At 62.8% G+C, this 14,628-nt stretch carries 15 protein-coding genes; 8 read left to right on the forward strand and 7 right to left on the reverse strand.

Annotated features, from left to right (window positions below):
* Window positions 1-111: 111 nt before the first annotated feature.
* Complete coding sequence (locus Q7U29_RS06090; protein ID WP_304739522.1) at window positions 112-1,533, forward strand: tetratricopeptide repeat protein; 1,422 nt, start codon at window positions 112-114, stop codon at window positions 1,531-1,533.
* A 299-nt stretch (window positions 1,534-1,832) separates the two neighbouring features.
* On the opposite strand, the gene Q7U29_RS06095 is transcribed toward Q7U29_RS06090, so the two are convergent.
* Together Q7U29_RS06095 and Q7U29_RS06100 are read right to left on the reverse strand one after the other, a co-directional pair.
* Window positions 1,833-3,290 (reverse strand): glycerol-3-phosphate dehydrogenase, encoded by a 1,458-nt coding sequence (locus Q7U29_RS06095; protein WP_304739524.1) that lies wholly within the window; start codon window positions 3,288-3,290, stop codon window positions 1,833-1,835.
* Between the two features lie 9 nt (window positions 3,291-3,299).
* Entirely contained in the window at window positions 3,300-5,993 is a 2,694-nt protein-coding gene (locus Q7U29_RS06100) for an EAL domain-containing protein (protein WP_304739525.1), read from the reverse strand.
* Window positions 5,994-6,270: 277 nt separating this feature from the next.
* Between Q7U29_RS06100 and Q7U29_RS06105 the strand changes: the two genes are divergently transcribed.
* A complete protein-coding gene (locus Q7U29_RS06105) occupies window positions 6,271-7,398 on the forward strand; it encodes an NAD(P)/FAD-dependent oxidoreductase (RefSeq protein WP_370691704.1) in 1,128 nt (375 codons plus the stop codon).
* Between the two features lie 100 nt (window positions 7,399-7,498).
* Here the strand turns inward: Q7U29_RS06105 and Q7U29_RS06110 are convergent, their stop codons facing one another.
* Window positions 7,499-7,684, reverse strand: coding sequence for a YdcH family protein (locus Q7U29_RS06110; protein WP_304739529.1), 186 nt, complete (start codon window positions 7,682-7,684; stop codon window positions 7,499-7,501).
* Between the two features lie 236 nt (window positions 7,685-7,920).
* Here Q7U29_RS06110 and Q7U29_RS06115 point away from each other — a divergent pair, with 236 nt between their 5' ends.
* Window positions 7,921-8,127: a YdcH family protein gene (locus tag Q7U29_RS06115; protein ID WP_291562571.1), complete on the forward strand. Its 207-nt coding sequence runs from the start codon at window positions 7,921-7,923 to the stop codon at window positions 8,125-8,127.
* A 6-nt stretch (window positions 8,128-8,133) separates the two neighbouring features.
* On the opposite strand, the gene Q7U29_RS06120 is transcribed toward Q7U29_RS06115, so the two are convergent.
* Window positions 8,134-8,514, reverse strand: coding sequence for a response regulator (locus tag Q7U29_RS06120; RefSeq protein WP_304739531.1), 381 nt, complete (start codon window positions 8,512-8,514; stop codon window positions 8,134-8,136).
* Window positions 8,515-8,765: 251 nt separating this feature from the next.
* On the opposite strand from Q7U29_RS06120, the gene Q7U29_RS06125 reads away from it, so the two are divergent.
* On the forward strand, window positions 8,766-9,170 hold the full coding sequence (locus tag Q7U29_RS06125; RefSeq protein ID WP_304739532.1) for a hypothetical protein: 405 nt from the start codon (window positions 8,766-8,768) through the stop codon (window positions 9,168-9,170).
* Window positions 9,171-9,427: 257 nt separating this feature from the next.
* Window positions 9,428-9,622 (forward strand): type II toxin-antitoxin system HicA family toxin, encoded by a 195-nt coding sequence (locus tag Q7U29_RS06130; RefSeq protein ID WP_304739534.1) that lies wholly within the window; start codon window positions 9,428-9,430, stop codon window positions 9,620-9,622.
* A gap of 148 nt (window positions 9,623-9,770) precedes the next feature.
* Here Q7U29_RS06130 and Q7U29_RS06135 read toward each other — a convergent pair whose 3' ends face one another.
* Window positions 9,771-10,034: a DUF1902 domain-containing protein gene (locus tag Q7U29_RS06135; RefSeq protein ID WP_370691701.1), complete on the reverse strand. Its 264-nt coding sequence runs from the start codon at window positions 10,032-10,034 to the stop codon at window positions 9,771-9,773.
* 303 nt (window positions 10,035-10,337) lie between these two features.
* On the opposite strand from Q7U29_RS06135, the gene Q7U29_RS06140 reads away from it, so the two are divergent.
* Entirely contained in the window at window positions 10,338-11,681 is a 1,344-nt protein-coding gene (locus tag Q7U29_RS06140) for an IS5 family transposase (protein WP_304739538.1), read from the forward strand.
* 58 nt (window positions 11,682-11,739) lie between these two features.
* Here the strand turns inward: Q7U29_RS06140 and Q7U29_RS06145 are convergent, their stop codons facing one another.
* Window positions 11,740-12,729, reverse strand: a complete 990-nt coding sequence (locus Q7U29_RS06145; RefSeq protein ID WP_304739540.1) for an IS1595 family transposase — start codon at window positions 12,727-12,729, stop codon at window positions 11,740-11,742.
* Window positions 12,730-12,862: 133 nt separating this feature from the next.
* Here Q7U29_RS06145 and Q7U29_RS06150 point away from each other — a divergent pair, with 133 nt between their 5' ends.
* A complete protein-coding gene (locus tag Q7U29_RS06150) occupies window positions 12,863-13,063 on the forward strand; it encodes a hypothetical protein (protein ID WP_304739542.1) in 201 nt (66 codons plus the stop codon).
* 40 nt (window positions 13,064-13,103) lie between these two features.
* On the forward strand, window positions 13,104-13,355 hold the full coding sequence (locus Q7U29_RS06155; RefSeq protein WP_304739544.1) for a hypothetical protein: 252 nt from the start codon (window positions 13,104-13,106) through the stop codon (window positions 13,353-13,355).
* Window positions 13,356-13,392: 37 nt separating this feature from the next.
* Here Q7U29_RS06155 and Q7U29_RS06160 read toward each other — a convergent pair whose 3' ends face one another.
* Window positions 13,393-14,550: an epoxide hydrolase family protein gene (locus tag Q7U29_RS06160; protein WP_304739546.1), complete on the reverse strand. Its 1,158-nt coding sequence runs from the start codon at window positions 14,548-14,550 to the stop codon at window positions 13,393-13,395.
* Window positions 14,551-14,628: the final 78 nt, after the last annotated feature.

Consider the following 14,628-nt stretch of genomic DNA (forward strand, 5'->3'; position numbering starts at 1 on the left):
CCGCCGGCGGAATCGTGACTGCACGCTAGCGGTGGATCGGCAAAGGCTCAACCCTGCTGTAAGATGACCGACGCCGGCACCACCATCCACCCCTTCGAGCGGAAGCGAAACATGAACCGGGACAAATACGACCTGCCGCTGACGACGGCATCGGACCGCGCCGCGGCGCTCTATCGCGACGGCGTCGACTGCATGCTGTCGGCCTGGAACGGCGCCGGCGACGCCTTCGACCGCGCCATTGCCGAGGATCCCGGCTTTGCCTTGCCCTATGTGGCGCGGGCGCGCATCCACCAGATGAACATGGAAATTGCCGAGGCGCGCGCCAAGGCGGCGCAGGCGAGGCTGCTCATGGCCTCGGCCAGTCCGCGCGAGCAACGGCATGTCGAGATCATGGCCGCTACCATCGAGGGGCAGCCGATGGCGGCGTTATCCGGCGCCGAGCAGCATCTCGAGGAATATCCGCGCGATGCCCTGATCCTGTCGCTGCTGCTCGGCGCCTTCGGTCTCTACGCCTTCTCCGGACGCGCCGACCACGACGCCGCCAAACTCGCGATCTGCCAGCGTCACGCCAGCCATTACGGGGAGGACTGGTGGTTCCTGACCTATCTCGGCTGGTCGCACACCGAAGCGGGCAACGCCGGCATCGGCCGCGCGCTGACCGAACGGGCTTTCCCGATGCGGCCCGCCAACGCCAACGCGGCGCACGGGCTGTCCCATGCGCTGTTCGAACAGGGCGAAGCGGAAACCGGCCGCCAGTTCCTGTCGTCCTGGTTGACGACGCATGAAAAAGGCAGCTTCCTGCACGGGCATCTGTGCTGGCACGTCGCCCTGACGGCGATCGAAGCCGGCGATCCCGACGCAGCCCTTGATATATACCAGCGGCAGATCAGGCCGACCGGCTCGCCATATCCGCCGCTGAACGTGTTCACCGATACGGCGTCGCTGCTGTGGCGGCTGTCGCTCGCCGGCATCTCGGGGCTGGAGCCGCACTGGCGCGAAGTCGCCGCCTATGGCGAACGATTCTTCCCGCAGGCCGGCGCCCATTTCGGCGACGTACACTATGCGCTGGTGGCTTCGACAACGAACCGCGAGGGCTTGCAGGCAAGGCTCGCGCAAATGGAAGCGCGCGCGGCCACCGGCAAGCTCGCCCCGGGTCCAGCCGCGATCGGCCTCTGTCGCGGCGTCCTGGCTTTCGCCGAAGGCGATCACGGGGGCGCCGTCCGCATCCTCGAACCATTGATGCCCGAACTGGTAAGGATCGGCGGCAGCCATGCCCAGCGCGAATTGTGGGAAGACACTTTTATCGTCGCATGCCTGCGCGACGGACAGGGCGACAAGGCCGCGCGAATGATATCCGGGCGGCTGCACCGCCGGCCGTCGGGACGCGATCAAGCCTGGCTGCAGGAAGCGCAGCCAGTCACCCTTTCGGCAGATGAACGGGCCGCAGTCGCCGCTTCGAAGGACGCCTCGGTTCGCGGCGAATTCGCCAGCGACGCCCAAGTTCGCTCGACCTGGACCAAGCACGGCCTGTGAAGCCTGTCATCGGGCGCGCATTCGCGCGCCGGGGGCTTTGCCCAATCGAGACTGCTGCAAAAAAACGCGAGCGGCGCGTATCACTTTCGTCGTCCCTGCGAACGCAGGGACCCATAATCCCGGTCGTCTGTTGTTCGAAGAAGGTCTCGATGCCATCGCTCTATCGATAGGCCGCGGCGTATGGGTCCCGGATCGGCGCTCGCGATGCTCGCTTGTCCGGGACGACAGATTTTGTGTTGCTCGCACCTGCCGGCCCCATCCTACGACACCACTGCTTGATACACGCAATCGACTCTTACCTAGGTCGCCGCCGCCATGAACGCCGCCAGCGCATCGCGGTCCTCTGGCTTCATGGTCAAACCGAGTTTCGAGCGCCGCCACAGAATGTCGTCGGGAAAACGCGCCCATTCCATGGTCATGAGATGGCGCACCTCCGCGCCGGTCAGTTCCGGCCCGAAGGCCGGCCCGAGGTCGGCGCGGTCCCTGGCGTCGCCCAGGATGGCCGCCAGGCGCGTGCCATAGGCGGCGACCAGGCGCCGCGCCTGAGGTTCCGAAAGAAACCGCCAGCGCGCGACGGCCGCGTCGACCTCGTCCTCAAACCGTTCCCACGCGAAGTCGCCGCCCGGCAGCGACGTGTGAGCGGTCCAGCGCGGCGACATCGGATAGAACGGCGTGAGCCGGTCGAGCGCCCGCTCCGCGCGCAGCCGCGCGGTGGTGACGTCGCCGCCGAAGACCGTCAGCAATGGCGCCTTGCCGCGCGTCCGGTCGAACGCCATCGCGCCATCCCGCGCGGCGGGGCCAGCCACCAGATTGGCACCGGACACCGTCCTGATCACGTCGACCAGCTCGATCCGCTCGCGGAAATAGCGGTTGGCCGCGTCACAGAGATAGCCGACATCGCCCGATGTCATCGACACCGCCGCGGGATCGCCCTTGAAGGCGTGGCCGACGGTCCCGATCAGCGTGAAATCGCGCTCGTAGGGGCTGGCGAAAATCAGCCGCCGGTCGCTGTTCTGGAATACATAGACGTTGTCGGTATCGAACAGGCGCCTGACCACGATCTGGCTGATCTGGACCGCGCCGAATTCGGGCGGCTTCATGCGCAACACGGTTTCCGCGACCGACGCGCTCCAGGCGCCCGACGCGTTGGCCAGCGCGCGGGCCGTGACCACCCGGCGGTGGCCGCGATCGATCACCACCAGCCGCCAGCTGTCGAGCCGGTCGGCGCGGACGCAGCGCGCGCCGGTGCGGATGTCGGCGCCGCGCTCGGTGGCATCGACGGCCGTGAGAACCACCAGCCGGGAATCGTCGACCACGCAGTCGGAATATTCGAAGGCAACGCCGATCGGCCGCTTCAGCGCATTGCCGACCGGATGGTGGGTGATATCGATGGTGGCCGACGCCGGCAGCCGTGGGCGCGAGGCGAGGCGGTCATACAGCAACAGCCACGACCTGAGTACCCAGGGCTGACGCTCGTCGGAATTTGCGGGAATGACAAAACGCATCGGACGCACCAGATGCGGCGCGGTGCGCAGCCAGATGTCGCGCTCCCTGAGCGCCGCGCGGACGCGAAACAACCCCCTGCGCTCCAGCACCTGGAGATCGCCGTGGATCAGCCGCGGCGAGGCCTGCGATGCGCCGGCGCCGAGATCGCCCTGCTCCAGCAGGATCACGCGCAGGCCGCGTCCGGCGGCGTCGCGCGCGATGCTGACGCCGTTGAGGCCCCCGCCGATAACAGCTAGATCGTAATCCGCCATGCAGGACCTTTAGCCGGTCTTGCGCGCGGGCTCCATCGTATCACTGGGGTTGCGGCCGACCAGCGCGCCGTATTGCCCGATCGGCAGCGGCTTGCCGAGGAAATAGCCCTGCACTGCGTCGCAGCCTGCATCCGCGAGGAAGACGAGCTGTTCCTGGGTTTCCACGCCCTCGGCCACGATCGACATTTCGAGGCCGTGGCCGAGGCCGATGACGGCGCGCACGATCGACGCCGACTGCGGGTTGCGTCCGAGATTGACGACGAAGGCGCGGTCGATCTTGATCTTGTCGAACGGAAACGCCTGCAGATAGCTCAGCGAGGAATAGCCGCTGCCGAAATCGTCCATCGAGATGCGCACGCCGAGCGCCTTCAGCCGACGCAGCAACGCCAGGCCGCGATCGAAATCCTCGATCAGCACGCCCTCGGTGATTTCCAGCTCGAGCCTATCAGGCGCGAGGCCGGTTTCGATCAGGATCGAGTGCACGAGCCCGACCACGTCGCCGTGCATGAACTGGGCCGGCGACAGGTTGACCGCGATCTGCAGCGGCAGCGGCCAGGAGGCCGCCTCGCGGCAGGCTTCGCGCAGGATCCATTCGCCCATCTCGACGATCAGGCCGCTCTCTTCGGCGAGCGGGATGAAATCACCGGGCGGAACGAAGCCGCGCACCGGATGCATCCACCGCGCCAGCGCCTCGAAGCCGATGATCTTGCTGCCGGCGATGGTCGGATGCGCCATCGCCTGCGGCTGATAATGCAGCGAGAGCTCGCCGTTCCTGATCGCCAGCGAGAGATCCTGGTGCAGCACCCGGCGATCCCGGATCTGCTGGTCCATCTCGGGTTCATAGATGCTGATCGAACCGCGCGATTTCGCCTTGGCGCGGAACAGCGCCGCGCCGGCATTGGCCAGCAGGGAGGCGGCGTCGGAGCCGTTGTGCGGAAATACCGAGATGCCGGTGGTGCAGCCGGTGCGGACCGATTTGCCGTCGATCAGGAATTCGCTGGAAAGCGCCTCGGCCAATTGCTCGGCCAGCAACACGCCTGCGACCGGCTGCTTGCCGTCGATGATCATTCCGAACTCGTCGCCGGACAGCCGGGCCACGACCCCGCCGCGCGCCGAGTGCTGGATCCGGTGCGCCACTTCGATCAGCAGTTTGTCGCCGACCGCATGGCCGAACACGTCGTTGATTTCCTTCAGGCCGTCGAGGTCGACCGACAGCACCGCGAATTCCTCGTCGGTGCCTCCGCAGGCCTCGATCATCTGCGCCAGCGCCTGCAGGAAGGCAGCGCGGTTCGGCAGGTCCGTCAGGCCGTCATGATACGCCATATGCGCCATCCGCGACTCGGTCTGGCGGCGGTCGGTGACATCCTCATGGGTCTTGATCAGGTATTGCGGCTCGCCGGCATCGTCGAGCACCGTCATGCGGCGCGTCAGGAACAGCCGCAGGCCGTCCTTGGTGGAGATCGGGTGTTCCTCGGCGAGCAGGCCGCGCTTCTTGATCGCGGCTTCATCGCGGGCGATGATCAGCTTGGCTTCGCGCGGATTGAAGATATCCGCGGCCGTGAGGCCGGTGGCGTCCTCGCGCCGACGGTTGAGGATGGTCTCGGCGCTGCGATTGGCCAGCAGATATCGGCCGTCGCTGACGCGTTCGACGATCAGCGACACCGGAATGTTGTCGACCACCAGCTCGAGGAATTTCTTGGTGTTCTCGAGCTCCTTGGACAGCGACCGGCGATCGGTGACATCGTCGAACAAGGCGATCAGGAATTCCGGCCGGTTCTGCTCGTCGCGGGCGACCACCCGGACGCTCGAGAGGACGCGCTTCTTGGCGCCACGCTCGACCACGAACTCGTTGCGGAACTGGCCATCGGGCGAGCTGAGCGCGGCCTGATCCGCTGCCTCGATGCTTGCCGTCGTCTCGGGGCGGAAGATCTCGTCGGCGCGCTTGCCGACGATGTGGTCGCGGGAAAAACGGGAAAAGCGTTCGAATGCGCGATTGGCGAAGATGTAGCGGCCGTCGTCGATATTCTTGGCGGCCACGCATACCGGCACATTGTCGAGCACCGATTCCAGGAATTGCTTGGTCGAAGCAAGCTGCCGCGACAGCTTGCGCTGCTCGCTGCAATCCTCATGCGTCGCCACCGAGCCGCCGTTCGGCAGCGGAAACTGTCTGGTCACGACCGATCGCCCGTCAGGCAACTCGGTCACGAGACCTTCCGGAGTGGAGGCCCTGGCCCGGAATTCCTCGTCGCTGAGCTTGATCAGGCCGTTGCGGCGCCGCATTTCCAGCAGTTCCGGCCCGGTCATGTATTTCGGGACATCCGAACGCGTCAGGCCGTAAATCTCGAGATAGCGATCGTTACAGAATACGACTCGCCTCTGCGCATCCGTCATCACCACGCCCTGACTGAGGTTATTCAGGGCGGAACTGACGAAGGCGTTTCTGCGCAACTGTGTGCGCTTGACCTTGCGCAGCGCCGAGTGCACCCACAGCGCGACTGCGGCGAGAAATGACGCGATGACGATGCCGCCGATCAGCATTTGCCAGATCATGCCGGGATCGGCCGAGCCGATATAATCCCGCGCCGAAAAGTTACTGGATACGGCCGAGGCCGCGCCGAACGGCGTAACGGTGGCGACCACGCAGACGACAACCTGCGCGGGAAACAAGCTCTTGCCGCCAGCCTGCCAATTCTTGTCAGCCATCAGTCACCCGCGGATTTGTGGCCGGAGTGTCGGGCTTGACGGGTTTGGATCAGGTAAACACGTACCCTTGCAACCCAAAAATGTGTCTCAAATTACGGCAATTGCCCTGACATGATTAACGCTTCCCTAACAAGAAGCCGTTCGGAAAGCGTTCCGGAACGAATTCAACGGCTTCCTGTGAACATCGTGCCCGAAAGCTGGCGATCATGCGTGAGTGCGGTTGATCCGGGACGCGCGGTATTCCACAACGGCGCACCCTAGGTCGAATGGCCACACAATCCCACGGGACCAGAACCCTCGAATGGACAAGGTAGAGTGCGTCGTTATCGGTGCGGGGGTGATCGGTCTTGCGATCGCACGGCGGCTCGCACGGGCGGGACGCGAGGTGGTCGTGCTGGAGGCGGCCGAAGGCATCGGCACCGTCACATCCTCTCGCAACAGCGAGGTGATCCACGCCGGCATCTATTACAAGGCCGGCAGCCTGATGGCGCGGATGTGCGTCAGTGGCAAGCAGGCGCTCTATGAATACTGCCGGGAGCACGGCATTCCGCACCGCAATTGCGGCAAGCTGATCGTCGCCACTAACCCCAAGGAAACCGAAAAGCTGCAATCGATCCGGGCGCATGCCGAAGCCAATGGCGTGCTCGATCTGCAGGCCCTTTCGGGCGAAGCCGCGCGGCAACTGGAGCCGGCCTTGAACTGCGACGCCGCCCTGCACTCGCCCTCCACCGGCATCGTCGACAGCCACGCCTTCATGCTGGCGCTGCGCGGCGATGCCGAGGCGAGCGGCGCGGCCTTCGCCTTCCACACCCCGCTGCTGCGCGCCAGGGCAAGCGCGGAGGAAATCGAACTCGACGCCGGCGGCGAGGCGCCGACGACGCTGGCATGCCGGCTTGTGATCAACGCCGCGGGGCTCGCCGCGTCCGCAGTCGCGCGCAGCATCGATGGCATGCCGATCGAACTGATCCCGCCGGCCTATCTCGCCAAGGGAAACTATTTCAGCTGCAGCGCGCGGGCGCCGTTCTCACGGCTGATCTACCCGGTGCCCGAACCCGGCGGGCTCGGCGTCCATCTCACCCTCGACATGGCGGGACAGGCCCGGTTCGGCCCCGACGTGGAATGGATCGATGCCATCGACTACGCGGTCGATCCGGCGCGGGCGGAACGATTTTATCCGGCAATCCGGCGCTACTGGCCGACGCTGCCGGACGGCGCGTTGATGCCGAGCTATTCCGGAATTCGGCCGAAGATCGTGCCGCCGGCGGTGGCCGTGCAGGATTTCCTGATTCAGGGGCCACGGGAGCATGGCGTCGCCGGACTGATCAATCTGTTCGGGATTGAGTCGCCGGGGCTGACATCATCGCTGGCAATCGCCGACCATGTCGGCGAACTCGCCGACATGTAGCAATCGCAGGCATCCCGGCCGTAGTAGCGCGAGAGCAACTTGGAGATGAGCGCAATGACGCTCATCCCCGGAGGGCGGCTGAAAAGTTGGCGGTACGGCGCTAGTGCAGCGTCTCGCCTGCGGTATGCCTCAACCGCTCGATCTCGTCCTTGACCATCAATTTCCGGCGCTTCAGTTCAACAATTCGCAGGTCGTCCGTTGAAAGGTGCACGAGAGCTTCATGCAATTCGTTTTCAAGAACTTTGTGTTTCCGTTCTAGTTCAACGAGATGCGCCTGAATTGCCATACGAAACCTCCTCGGTGGAATTAAACCTCAGATTCGATCCGGACCACAAAGTGTACACGAGCCGGCGAATCTGTCGATGGAAATCAAAAATCGGTTGCTCATATTTCGGTGCTATGTGTAACCAATCGTGAGTAGGGAACCGCCCGCTTGCGCACGGGACCGACAGGGCCGATATTCCCTGAGGCGGCTTCCACAACCCTTCGCGACCTCATCGCGTTTTTCAGCTAACGTACACCATGACCGACGAAGATGAGCGCGAACTCGAATCCGAGCTCGCACGGCTACAGCAGGAACACCGCGATCTCGACGCGGCGATCGACGCATTGCATCAGTCGCCCGCCCCGGATTTGTTGCGGCTACAGCGGCTGAAGAAGCGCAAGCTGCAACTGCGCGACCGCATCGCGTTCATCGAAGACCAGATCACGCCTGACATCATCGCCTGATCAAGTTCAGCTGTCGCAAATCAACTCCCGCAGCAGACCATTGATCTGAGTCGGACTGTATGGCTTGGGCAGGAACCGGCCGCCATCCGGCAGATCGGTTTCCCCGACATGGAGCCGGCCGGAGGTGGCGACAATCTTGATCGGCGGCCAGCGGCCCCGGACCGCGCGGGCCAGCTTCAGGCCGTCCATCGAGCCCGGCATCTGGATATCCGTAAACACGACCGTGATGTCCCGGCGGGCTTCGAGAATTTCAATTGCCTGGTCGGCATTGGCGGCTTCGACCGCCTCGAACCCGGCGGCCCTGACCATGTCGGCCGCCTCCATTCGCAACAGAAACTCGTCCTCGACGATCAGCACCACGGGCCTCTTCGACTCGACAAGACCCATGCTTCCACTCCCCGCGAATAGGCATTAAGCGCCGGATATTGTTTTCGTTCCCGCCCCACCCTTTTTCTGCCGTTGCGACGACGCCCATGCGGCGCTCCGCGGTTCGCGGTGGAAATCGGCAACCGGCGCCGTCTGGTCTGTTGACTCCCGGGACTATATACTTGAGACCACAGCCTCCATAGGTGGGCGTATCTAGTTGATACGTATCTAATTGTTTGCAGACTCTCGCCCGGCCTGTTATACGGTCGGCCATGAATGACAACACAGACCCCATGGCTGCGTTCACAGAGCTCGCCGACAAGATCAGGCGTTCAGCATATGCTGACGGCTGGCGCGATGCGATGAACGCTGTATCGAAAGCAGTTGGCGATCTGGCACCCGGTGAAGTGCAGGACGTTATAGGCCCCGCTGCGCCCCTTAAACTAGTGGGCGGGACAGCAGCCAGCGGTACTAAATCGAAGCTAACCGTGGGTACCACGCCCTATTTTATAGTGCGGGCGCTGGAAGCTAAGCCGGGCCTCACGCCCGCTGAAATTATTCAGGCGCTTCAGGACGGCGGTCATTCAGCGCCAGAGAATTCGATCCGAACCAACATACACCGCCTGAAAGAGCGCAAGCTGATCGTCGCGCGTCACGGCAAATGGTTCGTGCTCTAATGCAAACGGCGGGCTAGGCCCGCCGTCTCAATCCTTCCTGCATTCAGGCCGTGGCACTGATGCAGGGGGTCTCCCGGATAGCCGGGTATGATGGCTTGCAAGGGCCGTCGTCTAGAACCGGGGCAGTCACGGAAAGCCCCGGAGGGAGGATACCATGCAACAACGTAGTTGAGGCATGAAACGTGGCGCGTCGTCGGCTGGTACCCGGCGACGCGCCATACGTATATTACTAAACTCCTGTAATTATTGCAAGAATCATGGCCGATTTTACGCCCGAAGTTAAGAGAATACTGAAGGAAAACGGCTGCTGGTTCGTTCGCCAGGGCAACGGCGATCATGAAATGTGGAAAAGCCCGATTTCGAATAGGAGCTTCCCCGTGGACTCAAAAATCAAGTCTCGCCACACGGCCAATGGCATTATGAAGCAAGCAGGACTGCCAAAGGCGTTTTAAGCCTTTACTGACTTTTTCTGGCGTTTGCGTAGCTTAGGTTTTTCTTTAAGCGGCTTTGGCGATATGCTCAGGGCGGCCTTTAAGGCCACCAAAAAACGTCGCTGCGCCTCTTCCTCATTGTGAGATTCGGGCTGTCTCTTGGGAGACGTCAAGCGACCCTCGCCTGCGGCTCAGCGGTCGATTGCGTGATGAGCTCGTAAGGAACCACCGAACCGGCGCGCGCGTCTCCATTAGCATCCAATACGTCCTGAATTACGCTTGGAAGCTTGCTGAATAGGTCAGAGATGCTCTCGGCCTCAGTGACGAGAGGGATTTCGTCGCTCTGGGCAACCCAGACGCTGGCCTCAACGTCAAAATCAGCGCGGATTACGATTGGGGGCACGCTGCTTTTCCTTAGAATAGAGTGAGCCACGATGGCTCTAAGTACTTTATAATAGATGAAAATTCCAAAAGTTCAATTGTCGGCCATGACCCAATATGGGAAAATGGGGGCGTGTTGTAGAATAGTATTCTACGACACGGACTTTTCCCGGGTTTTTTCGCGTTTTCCCTTGCTAAGTAGTCGTCCGTGAAGAATACCCAAGCCGTTGATTTGGAATCCTAAACCGACGATCTGTGGAAATCGAATTTGCCGGAAATCGGCCTTTCGAAAGGGGATTCCTTGCAAAATTGATTCGTGATTCTCTGTCGTATCACTGCTTCGGCGGGGGACGAGATGAGGCCACGTGAACGACGGGAGACGGGCGAGCAGGATCTGTTTCGCTCCCGGCTCGATCAGATCATCGACATGAACCATCCGCTGGCGAAGCTGGCTCGGACGGTGGATTGGCCGTTCCTGGAAGAGCGCTTCGGCGAGGTCTACACCGATGATCCCGGCCATCCGCCGCTGCCGACGCGTCTGATGGCGGGGCTGGCGATCCTCAAGCACACCTATGACCTGTCCGATGAGGTGCTGTGCGAGCGCTGGGTCGAGAACCCCTATTACCAGTACTTTTGTGGCGAAGAGTTCTTCCAACACCGGCTGGTGTTCGATCGCTCGTCGCTGACGCGCTGGCGCAACCGGATGGGCGAGGAGCGGTTGCAGGCGCTGCTCCAGGAAAGCCTGTCGGTGGCCGCCAGGACCAAGGCGATCAAGCCGTCCGAGCTGTCACGGGTGATCGTCGATACCACGGTGCAGCCCAAGAACGTGATGTTCCCCACCGATGCCAGGCTGCTGAACCGGGCGCGAGAGAAACTGGTGCGGCTGGCGAAGCACCACGGAGTTGCTCTGCGCCAGTCCTATACGCGGGTCGGCAAGTTCGCCCTTATCCAGCATCAGCGCTTTGCCCATGCCAAGCAGTTCAAGCGCGCCAACCGGATACTGAAGAAGCTGCGGACCTTGCTCGGCCGTGTCATTCGCGACATTACCCGCAAGATCGAGGGCGACAGCGGGCTCGAAGCGGCGTTCGCGCCGCTGCTGATGCTGGCGCGGCGCGTGCGCGAACAGCAGCAGCGCCAGCGCGGACCCAAGGTCTATTCCCTGCACGCTCCGGAAGTCGAATGCATCGGCAAGGGCAAAGCCCACCGGCCTTACGAGTTCGGCGTCAAGGTCTCGGTCGCCACCACCCTCAGCCACGCCAAGGGCGGCCAGTTCGTCACCCATGTGAAGGCGCTGCCGGGCAACCCCTATGACGGTCACACCCTGGCAACCGTGATCCCGGAGATGGAGGCGCTGGTCGGCAACACTCTCGATCGTATCCTCGCCGACAAGGGGTATCGCGGCCACAATGCGCCACCGGACCACAAGTTCAGGGTCTTCATCTCCGGCCAGAAACGAGGCGTCACACCCAAGATCAAACGCCAGCTACGCCGTCGGGCCGCCGTCGAGCCCGTGATCGGCCATCTGAAGGCCGAGCATCGCATGAGCAGAAACTATCTCTGGTACCGTCGGGGCGATGCCGCCAACGCCGTTCTCGCAGCAGTCGGCTATAACTTCCGTCGCCTGATCCGATGGCTCAGGCTTTTGTTGTGCCGGATTCTCGTCGCCCTCATGGCAACCCTTCGGTCCGCCCCAGCCTGAAAGCCGCGTTCTTCACGGACGACTAAGTAAACGACGCAGCCATCGGCTGAAATCCCGCTCAGTTAGCTTGACGATACGTCAGACGCTTGCCAGCCGCGCCTTTGACGGCAAGGTCTGCCCGTTCACCATCGGTCACACCGAGCGCGGAACGGTTTGAATAACGGAAGTCGAATTCCGAGAGATAGCGGTGCAGGTGCTTCTCGCTGCAATGCTGATAGACGCCCTTCATGCCGCGCTTGAACACCGAATAGTAGCCTTCAACCGTATTGGTCGTGATGACGGTGGTTTCGACAACCGGCTTGCCATCGGGGCGCAGCTTGTCAGTTACCTCATTCCAATAGCGGACGTATTCGTCCTTGCTGTGGTTGACAGTGTCGTGGCTCGCAAACTCACGCCCGACCTCTTTGTAAGAGTGGTATTCGTCGGTCATCAGCTTGGCCTCGCGGCTCAAGTTGGCACGCAAGATCGGTGCGATATCGGCAATTGAAGTGCCTTCGATATGGAAGCTACGGGCAGAGCCTCCGCGCTCGACCAGGGTAAGGACGATATTTTTGTTCGACAAGCCGCGCTCGCCCTTCTTGGGCTGGCCTTCAAGAAAGCCATAATACGTTTCGTCAACTTCGACCGCGCCGCCGCCACTGCCCATGGGAGGCATAAGGCCGCCAGCGCGCATCGCCTCGCGGATACGATGGGTCAGAAACCATGCGGACTTGTAGGTAATGCCCAAGGCCCTGTGCAACTGATGGGAGCTAACGCCCTTCTTTGACGAAGCCATCAGGAAGAATGCCTGAAGCCACACGTTCAGCTTGATGTGGCTGCTTTCCATGACGCTCTTGGTGGTGACGCTGAAGTCCTTGCGGCATTCCTTGGTGCGGCAGCGGTAGACGCCCGGCTTCTTGGTAGCAAAGGACTCGTTGACAGTGCCGCAATGCGGGCAAACGCGATCGGCTCCCCAGCGCAGGGCTTCAAGGTAGGTCCGGGCAGCTTCGACGCTCTGGAAGTGGGGAGCGCTGAACTTGGACTGCTGGGGGTTCTTGGCGGCGGGCATGGCGTCATTCCGTTCTGATGCCCGAAAACTAAATCATGTGCCGTGTGGTGTAAAGTATATAATTCCGGTTGACTCCACTAGAACAAAATAGGAACATTCGACCATTGCCCTCACCATTTCCGGGAGCCACGCCATGTCCGAAACCGCTTCACTGCCCGACATCGATCATTACGAACAGGCCTGCGACCAGGCGATCGCGATGTGCGACGGAAACCTGCGCAGCACGATCAAGGCGCTGATCATGGCCAACGAATATCTGGAAACCGAATTGCAGGAACTGCAGGCGGCGGTGTCATGCGGCTGTACGCCGGCCTCCAACAGCGACGCCGCCTGACCGAGCGAGCAAGACCCCGAGTAAGACTTGGAGCAACACCATGGCCGATGTCACCTATTACGTCGCAATGCCATTCCTGCAGGACGACACCGGTTCGCCGGTCGCGGGTGCGGCGGAGGAATGCCAGAGTTCCTCCGGCGCGCTGCGGCGCGCGGAGGTGTTGTCGAGGGCCGCGGGCTCGATCGGCGCGGTCGCGTTCAGCCGCACCGGCGATCCCCTGATCGGCGAATTCAGCGACGCCCAGCTGCTGCGAAAATTCGGCAGCGTGCCGGATGATCTGAGCGGGCTGTGAAAAGCCCGGTCAGCATCTGCTCAATATCTCCCTGGCATCATCGCAGATCCCGGAAGAAGGCGCGCACCTCATCGGCGAGCAGCTCCGGCTGTTCCAGTGCGGCGAAATGTCCGCCCCTCGGCATGATGCTCCAGCGCCGGATATCGGTGAACACGCGCGCCGCGGCCGTGCGCGGCGGCCTGACGATTTCGCGCGGGAATTCCGCATAGCCCGTGGGCACCGAAATCGTGGCACCCGCGGGAAAGATCGGCGAGCCGTGCAGGCGGGCGTAATAGGGCCAGAACGACGAGCCGATCGCGCCGGTGAACCAGTACAGCGCGATGTCGGCGAGCATGCGGTCGCGGCCGATCGCACGCTCGACATCGCCATCGCAATCGGACCAGGCGCGGAATTTCTCCACGATCCACGCCGCGAGCCCGGCGGGCGAATCCGTGAGACCGAACGCAAGCGTCTGCGGACGGGTGCCCTGAATCGACTGATAGCCGGTCTCTTCGCGCATCCATTGTGCGAGTTCGCTGAGGTAACGCCGTTCCTCCTCGTTCGGATTGGGAAAGGCGGAGGGATCGCGGCCCGCGGCCATCATCAGGTTGATGTGGATGCCGATCATCCGGTCGGCATAGGCATAGCCGAGCCGGCTGGTGACCGCCGCACCCCAGTCGCCCCCTTGCGCGCCGAAGCGGCCATATCCCAGCACATCGCGCATGAGGGCGGCGACGCAATCCGCCATTTCGGGGACGCCGAACCGCTTCTGGCCGGGTTGAAACGAGAGGCCGTATCCGGGCAGCGACGGCGCCACCACGGTGAAGGCGTCGCGCGCATCGCCCCCGAAGCGTGCCGGATCGGTGAGCCGCGGGATGATATTGAGAAATTCGAATACCGACCCCGGCCAGCCGTGCAGCAGGAGCAGCGGCATCGGATCCGGCCCGACGCCGGGCACATGCAAAAAGTGGAGATCGATGCCGTCGAGCGGGACGCGGAATTGCGGAAAGGCGTTCAGCGCGGCTTCCTCGGCCCGCCAGTCGAACGTGTCGCGCCAGTATTCGGTGAGTTGCCGGAGATAGGCGACATCGGTGCCATAGGCCCATGCGTCTCCGGGCGCCTGGTCCGGGAAACGGGTGCGGGCGAGACGGTCGCGGAGGTCGGCAATATCGGCGTCCGGGATACGAAGCGTGAAGGGGCTGGGTTTGATGGCCATGATCCTGCTCGGCGGTTGGACAGACCGCCCAGCTTCTAGAAACCGCCGGCTCTCGTCCAGCGGCGGCGTCAGCAGGCC

Source organism: Bradyrhizobium sp., from assembly GCF_030654605.1.
Classification (GTDB): Bacteria; Pseudomonadota; Alphaproteobacteria; order Rhizobiales; family Xanthobacteraceae; genus Bradyrhizobium.

Bases quoted from the DNA above. Each gene is read 5' to 3' on its own strand.
- Q7U29_RS06090 (WP_304739522.1), top strand. From the start codon at position 112: ATGAACCGGGACAAATACGACCTGCCGCTGACGACGGCATCGGACCGC.
- Q7U29_RS06095 (WP_304739524.1), bottom strand. From the start codon at position 3,290: ATGGCGGATTACGATCTAGCTGTTATCGGCGGGGGCCTCAACGGCGTC.
- Q7U29_RS06100 (WP_304739525.1), bottom strand. From the start codon at position 5,993: ATGGCTGACAAGAATTGGCAGGCTGGCGGCAAGAGCTTGTTTCCCGCG.
- Q7U29_RS06110 (WP_304739529.1), bottom strand. From the start codon at position 7,684: ATGGCAATTCAGGCGCATCTCGTTGAACTAGAACGGAAACACAAAGTT.
- Q7U29_RS06115 (WP_291562571.1), top strand. From the start codon at position 7,921: ATGACCGACGAAGATGAGCGCGAACTCGAATCCGAGCTCGCACGGCTA.
- Q7U29_RS06120 (WP_304739531.1), bottom strand. From the start codon at position 8,514: ATGGGTCTTGTCGAGTCGAAGAGGCCCGTGGTGCTGATCGTCGAGGAC.
- Q7U29_RS06125 (WP_304739532.1), top strand. From the start codon at position 8,766: ATGAATGACAACACAGACCCCATGGCTGCGTTCACAGAGCTCGCCGAC.
- Q7U29_RS06130 (WP_304739534.1), top strand. From the start codon at position 9,428: ATGGCCGATTTTACGCCCGAAGTTAAGAGAATACTGAAGGAAAACGGC.
- Q7U29_RS06140 (WP_304739538.1), top strand. From the start codon at position 10,338: ATGAGGCCACGTGAACGACGGGAGACGGGCGAGCAGGATCTGTTTCGC.
- Q7U29_RS06145 (WP_304739540.1), bottom strand. From the start codon at position 12,729: ATGCCCGCCGCCAAGAACCCCCAGCAGTCCAAGTTCAGCGCTCCCCAC.
- Q7U29_RS06150 (WP_304739542.1), top strand. From the start codon at position 12,863: ATGTCCGAAACCGCTTCACTGCCCGACATCGATCATTACGAACAGGCC.
- Q7U29_RS06155 (WP_304739544.1), top strand. From the start codon at position 13,104: ATGGCCGATGTCACCTATTACGTCGCAATGCCATTCCTGCAGGACGAC.
- Q7U29_RS06160 (WP_304739546.1), bottom strand. From the start codon at position 14,550: ATGGCCATCAAACCCAGCCCCTTCACGCTTCGTATCCCGGACGCCGAT.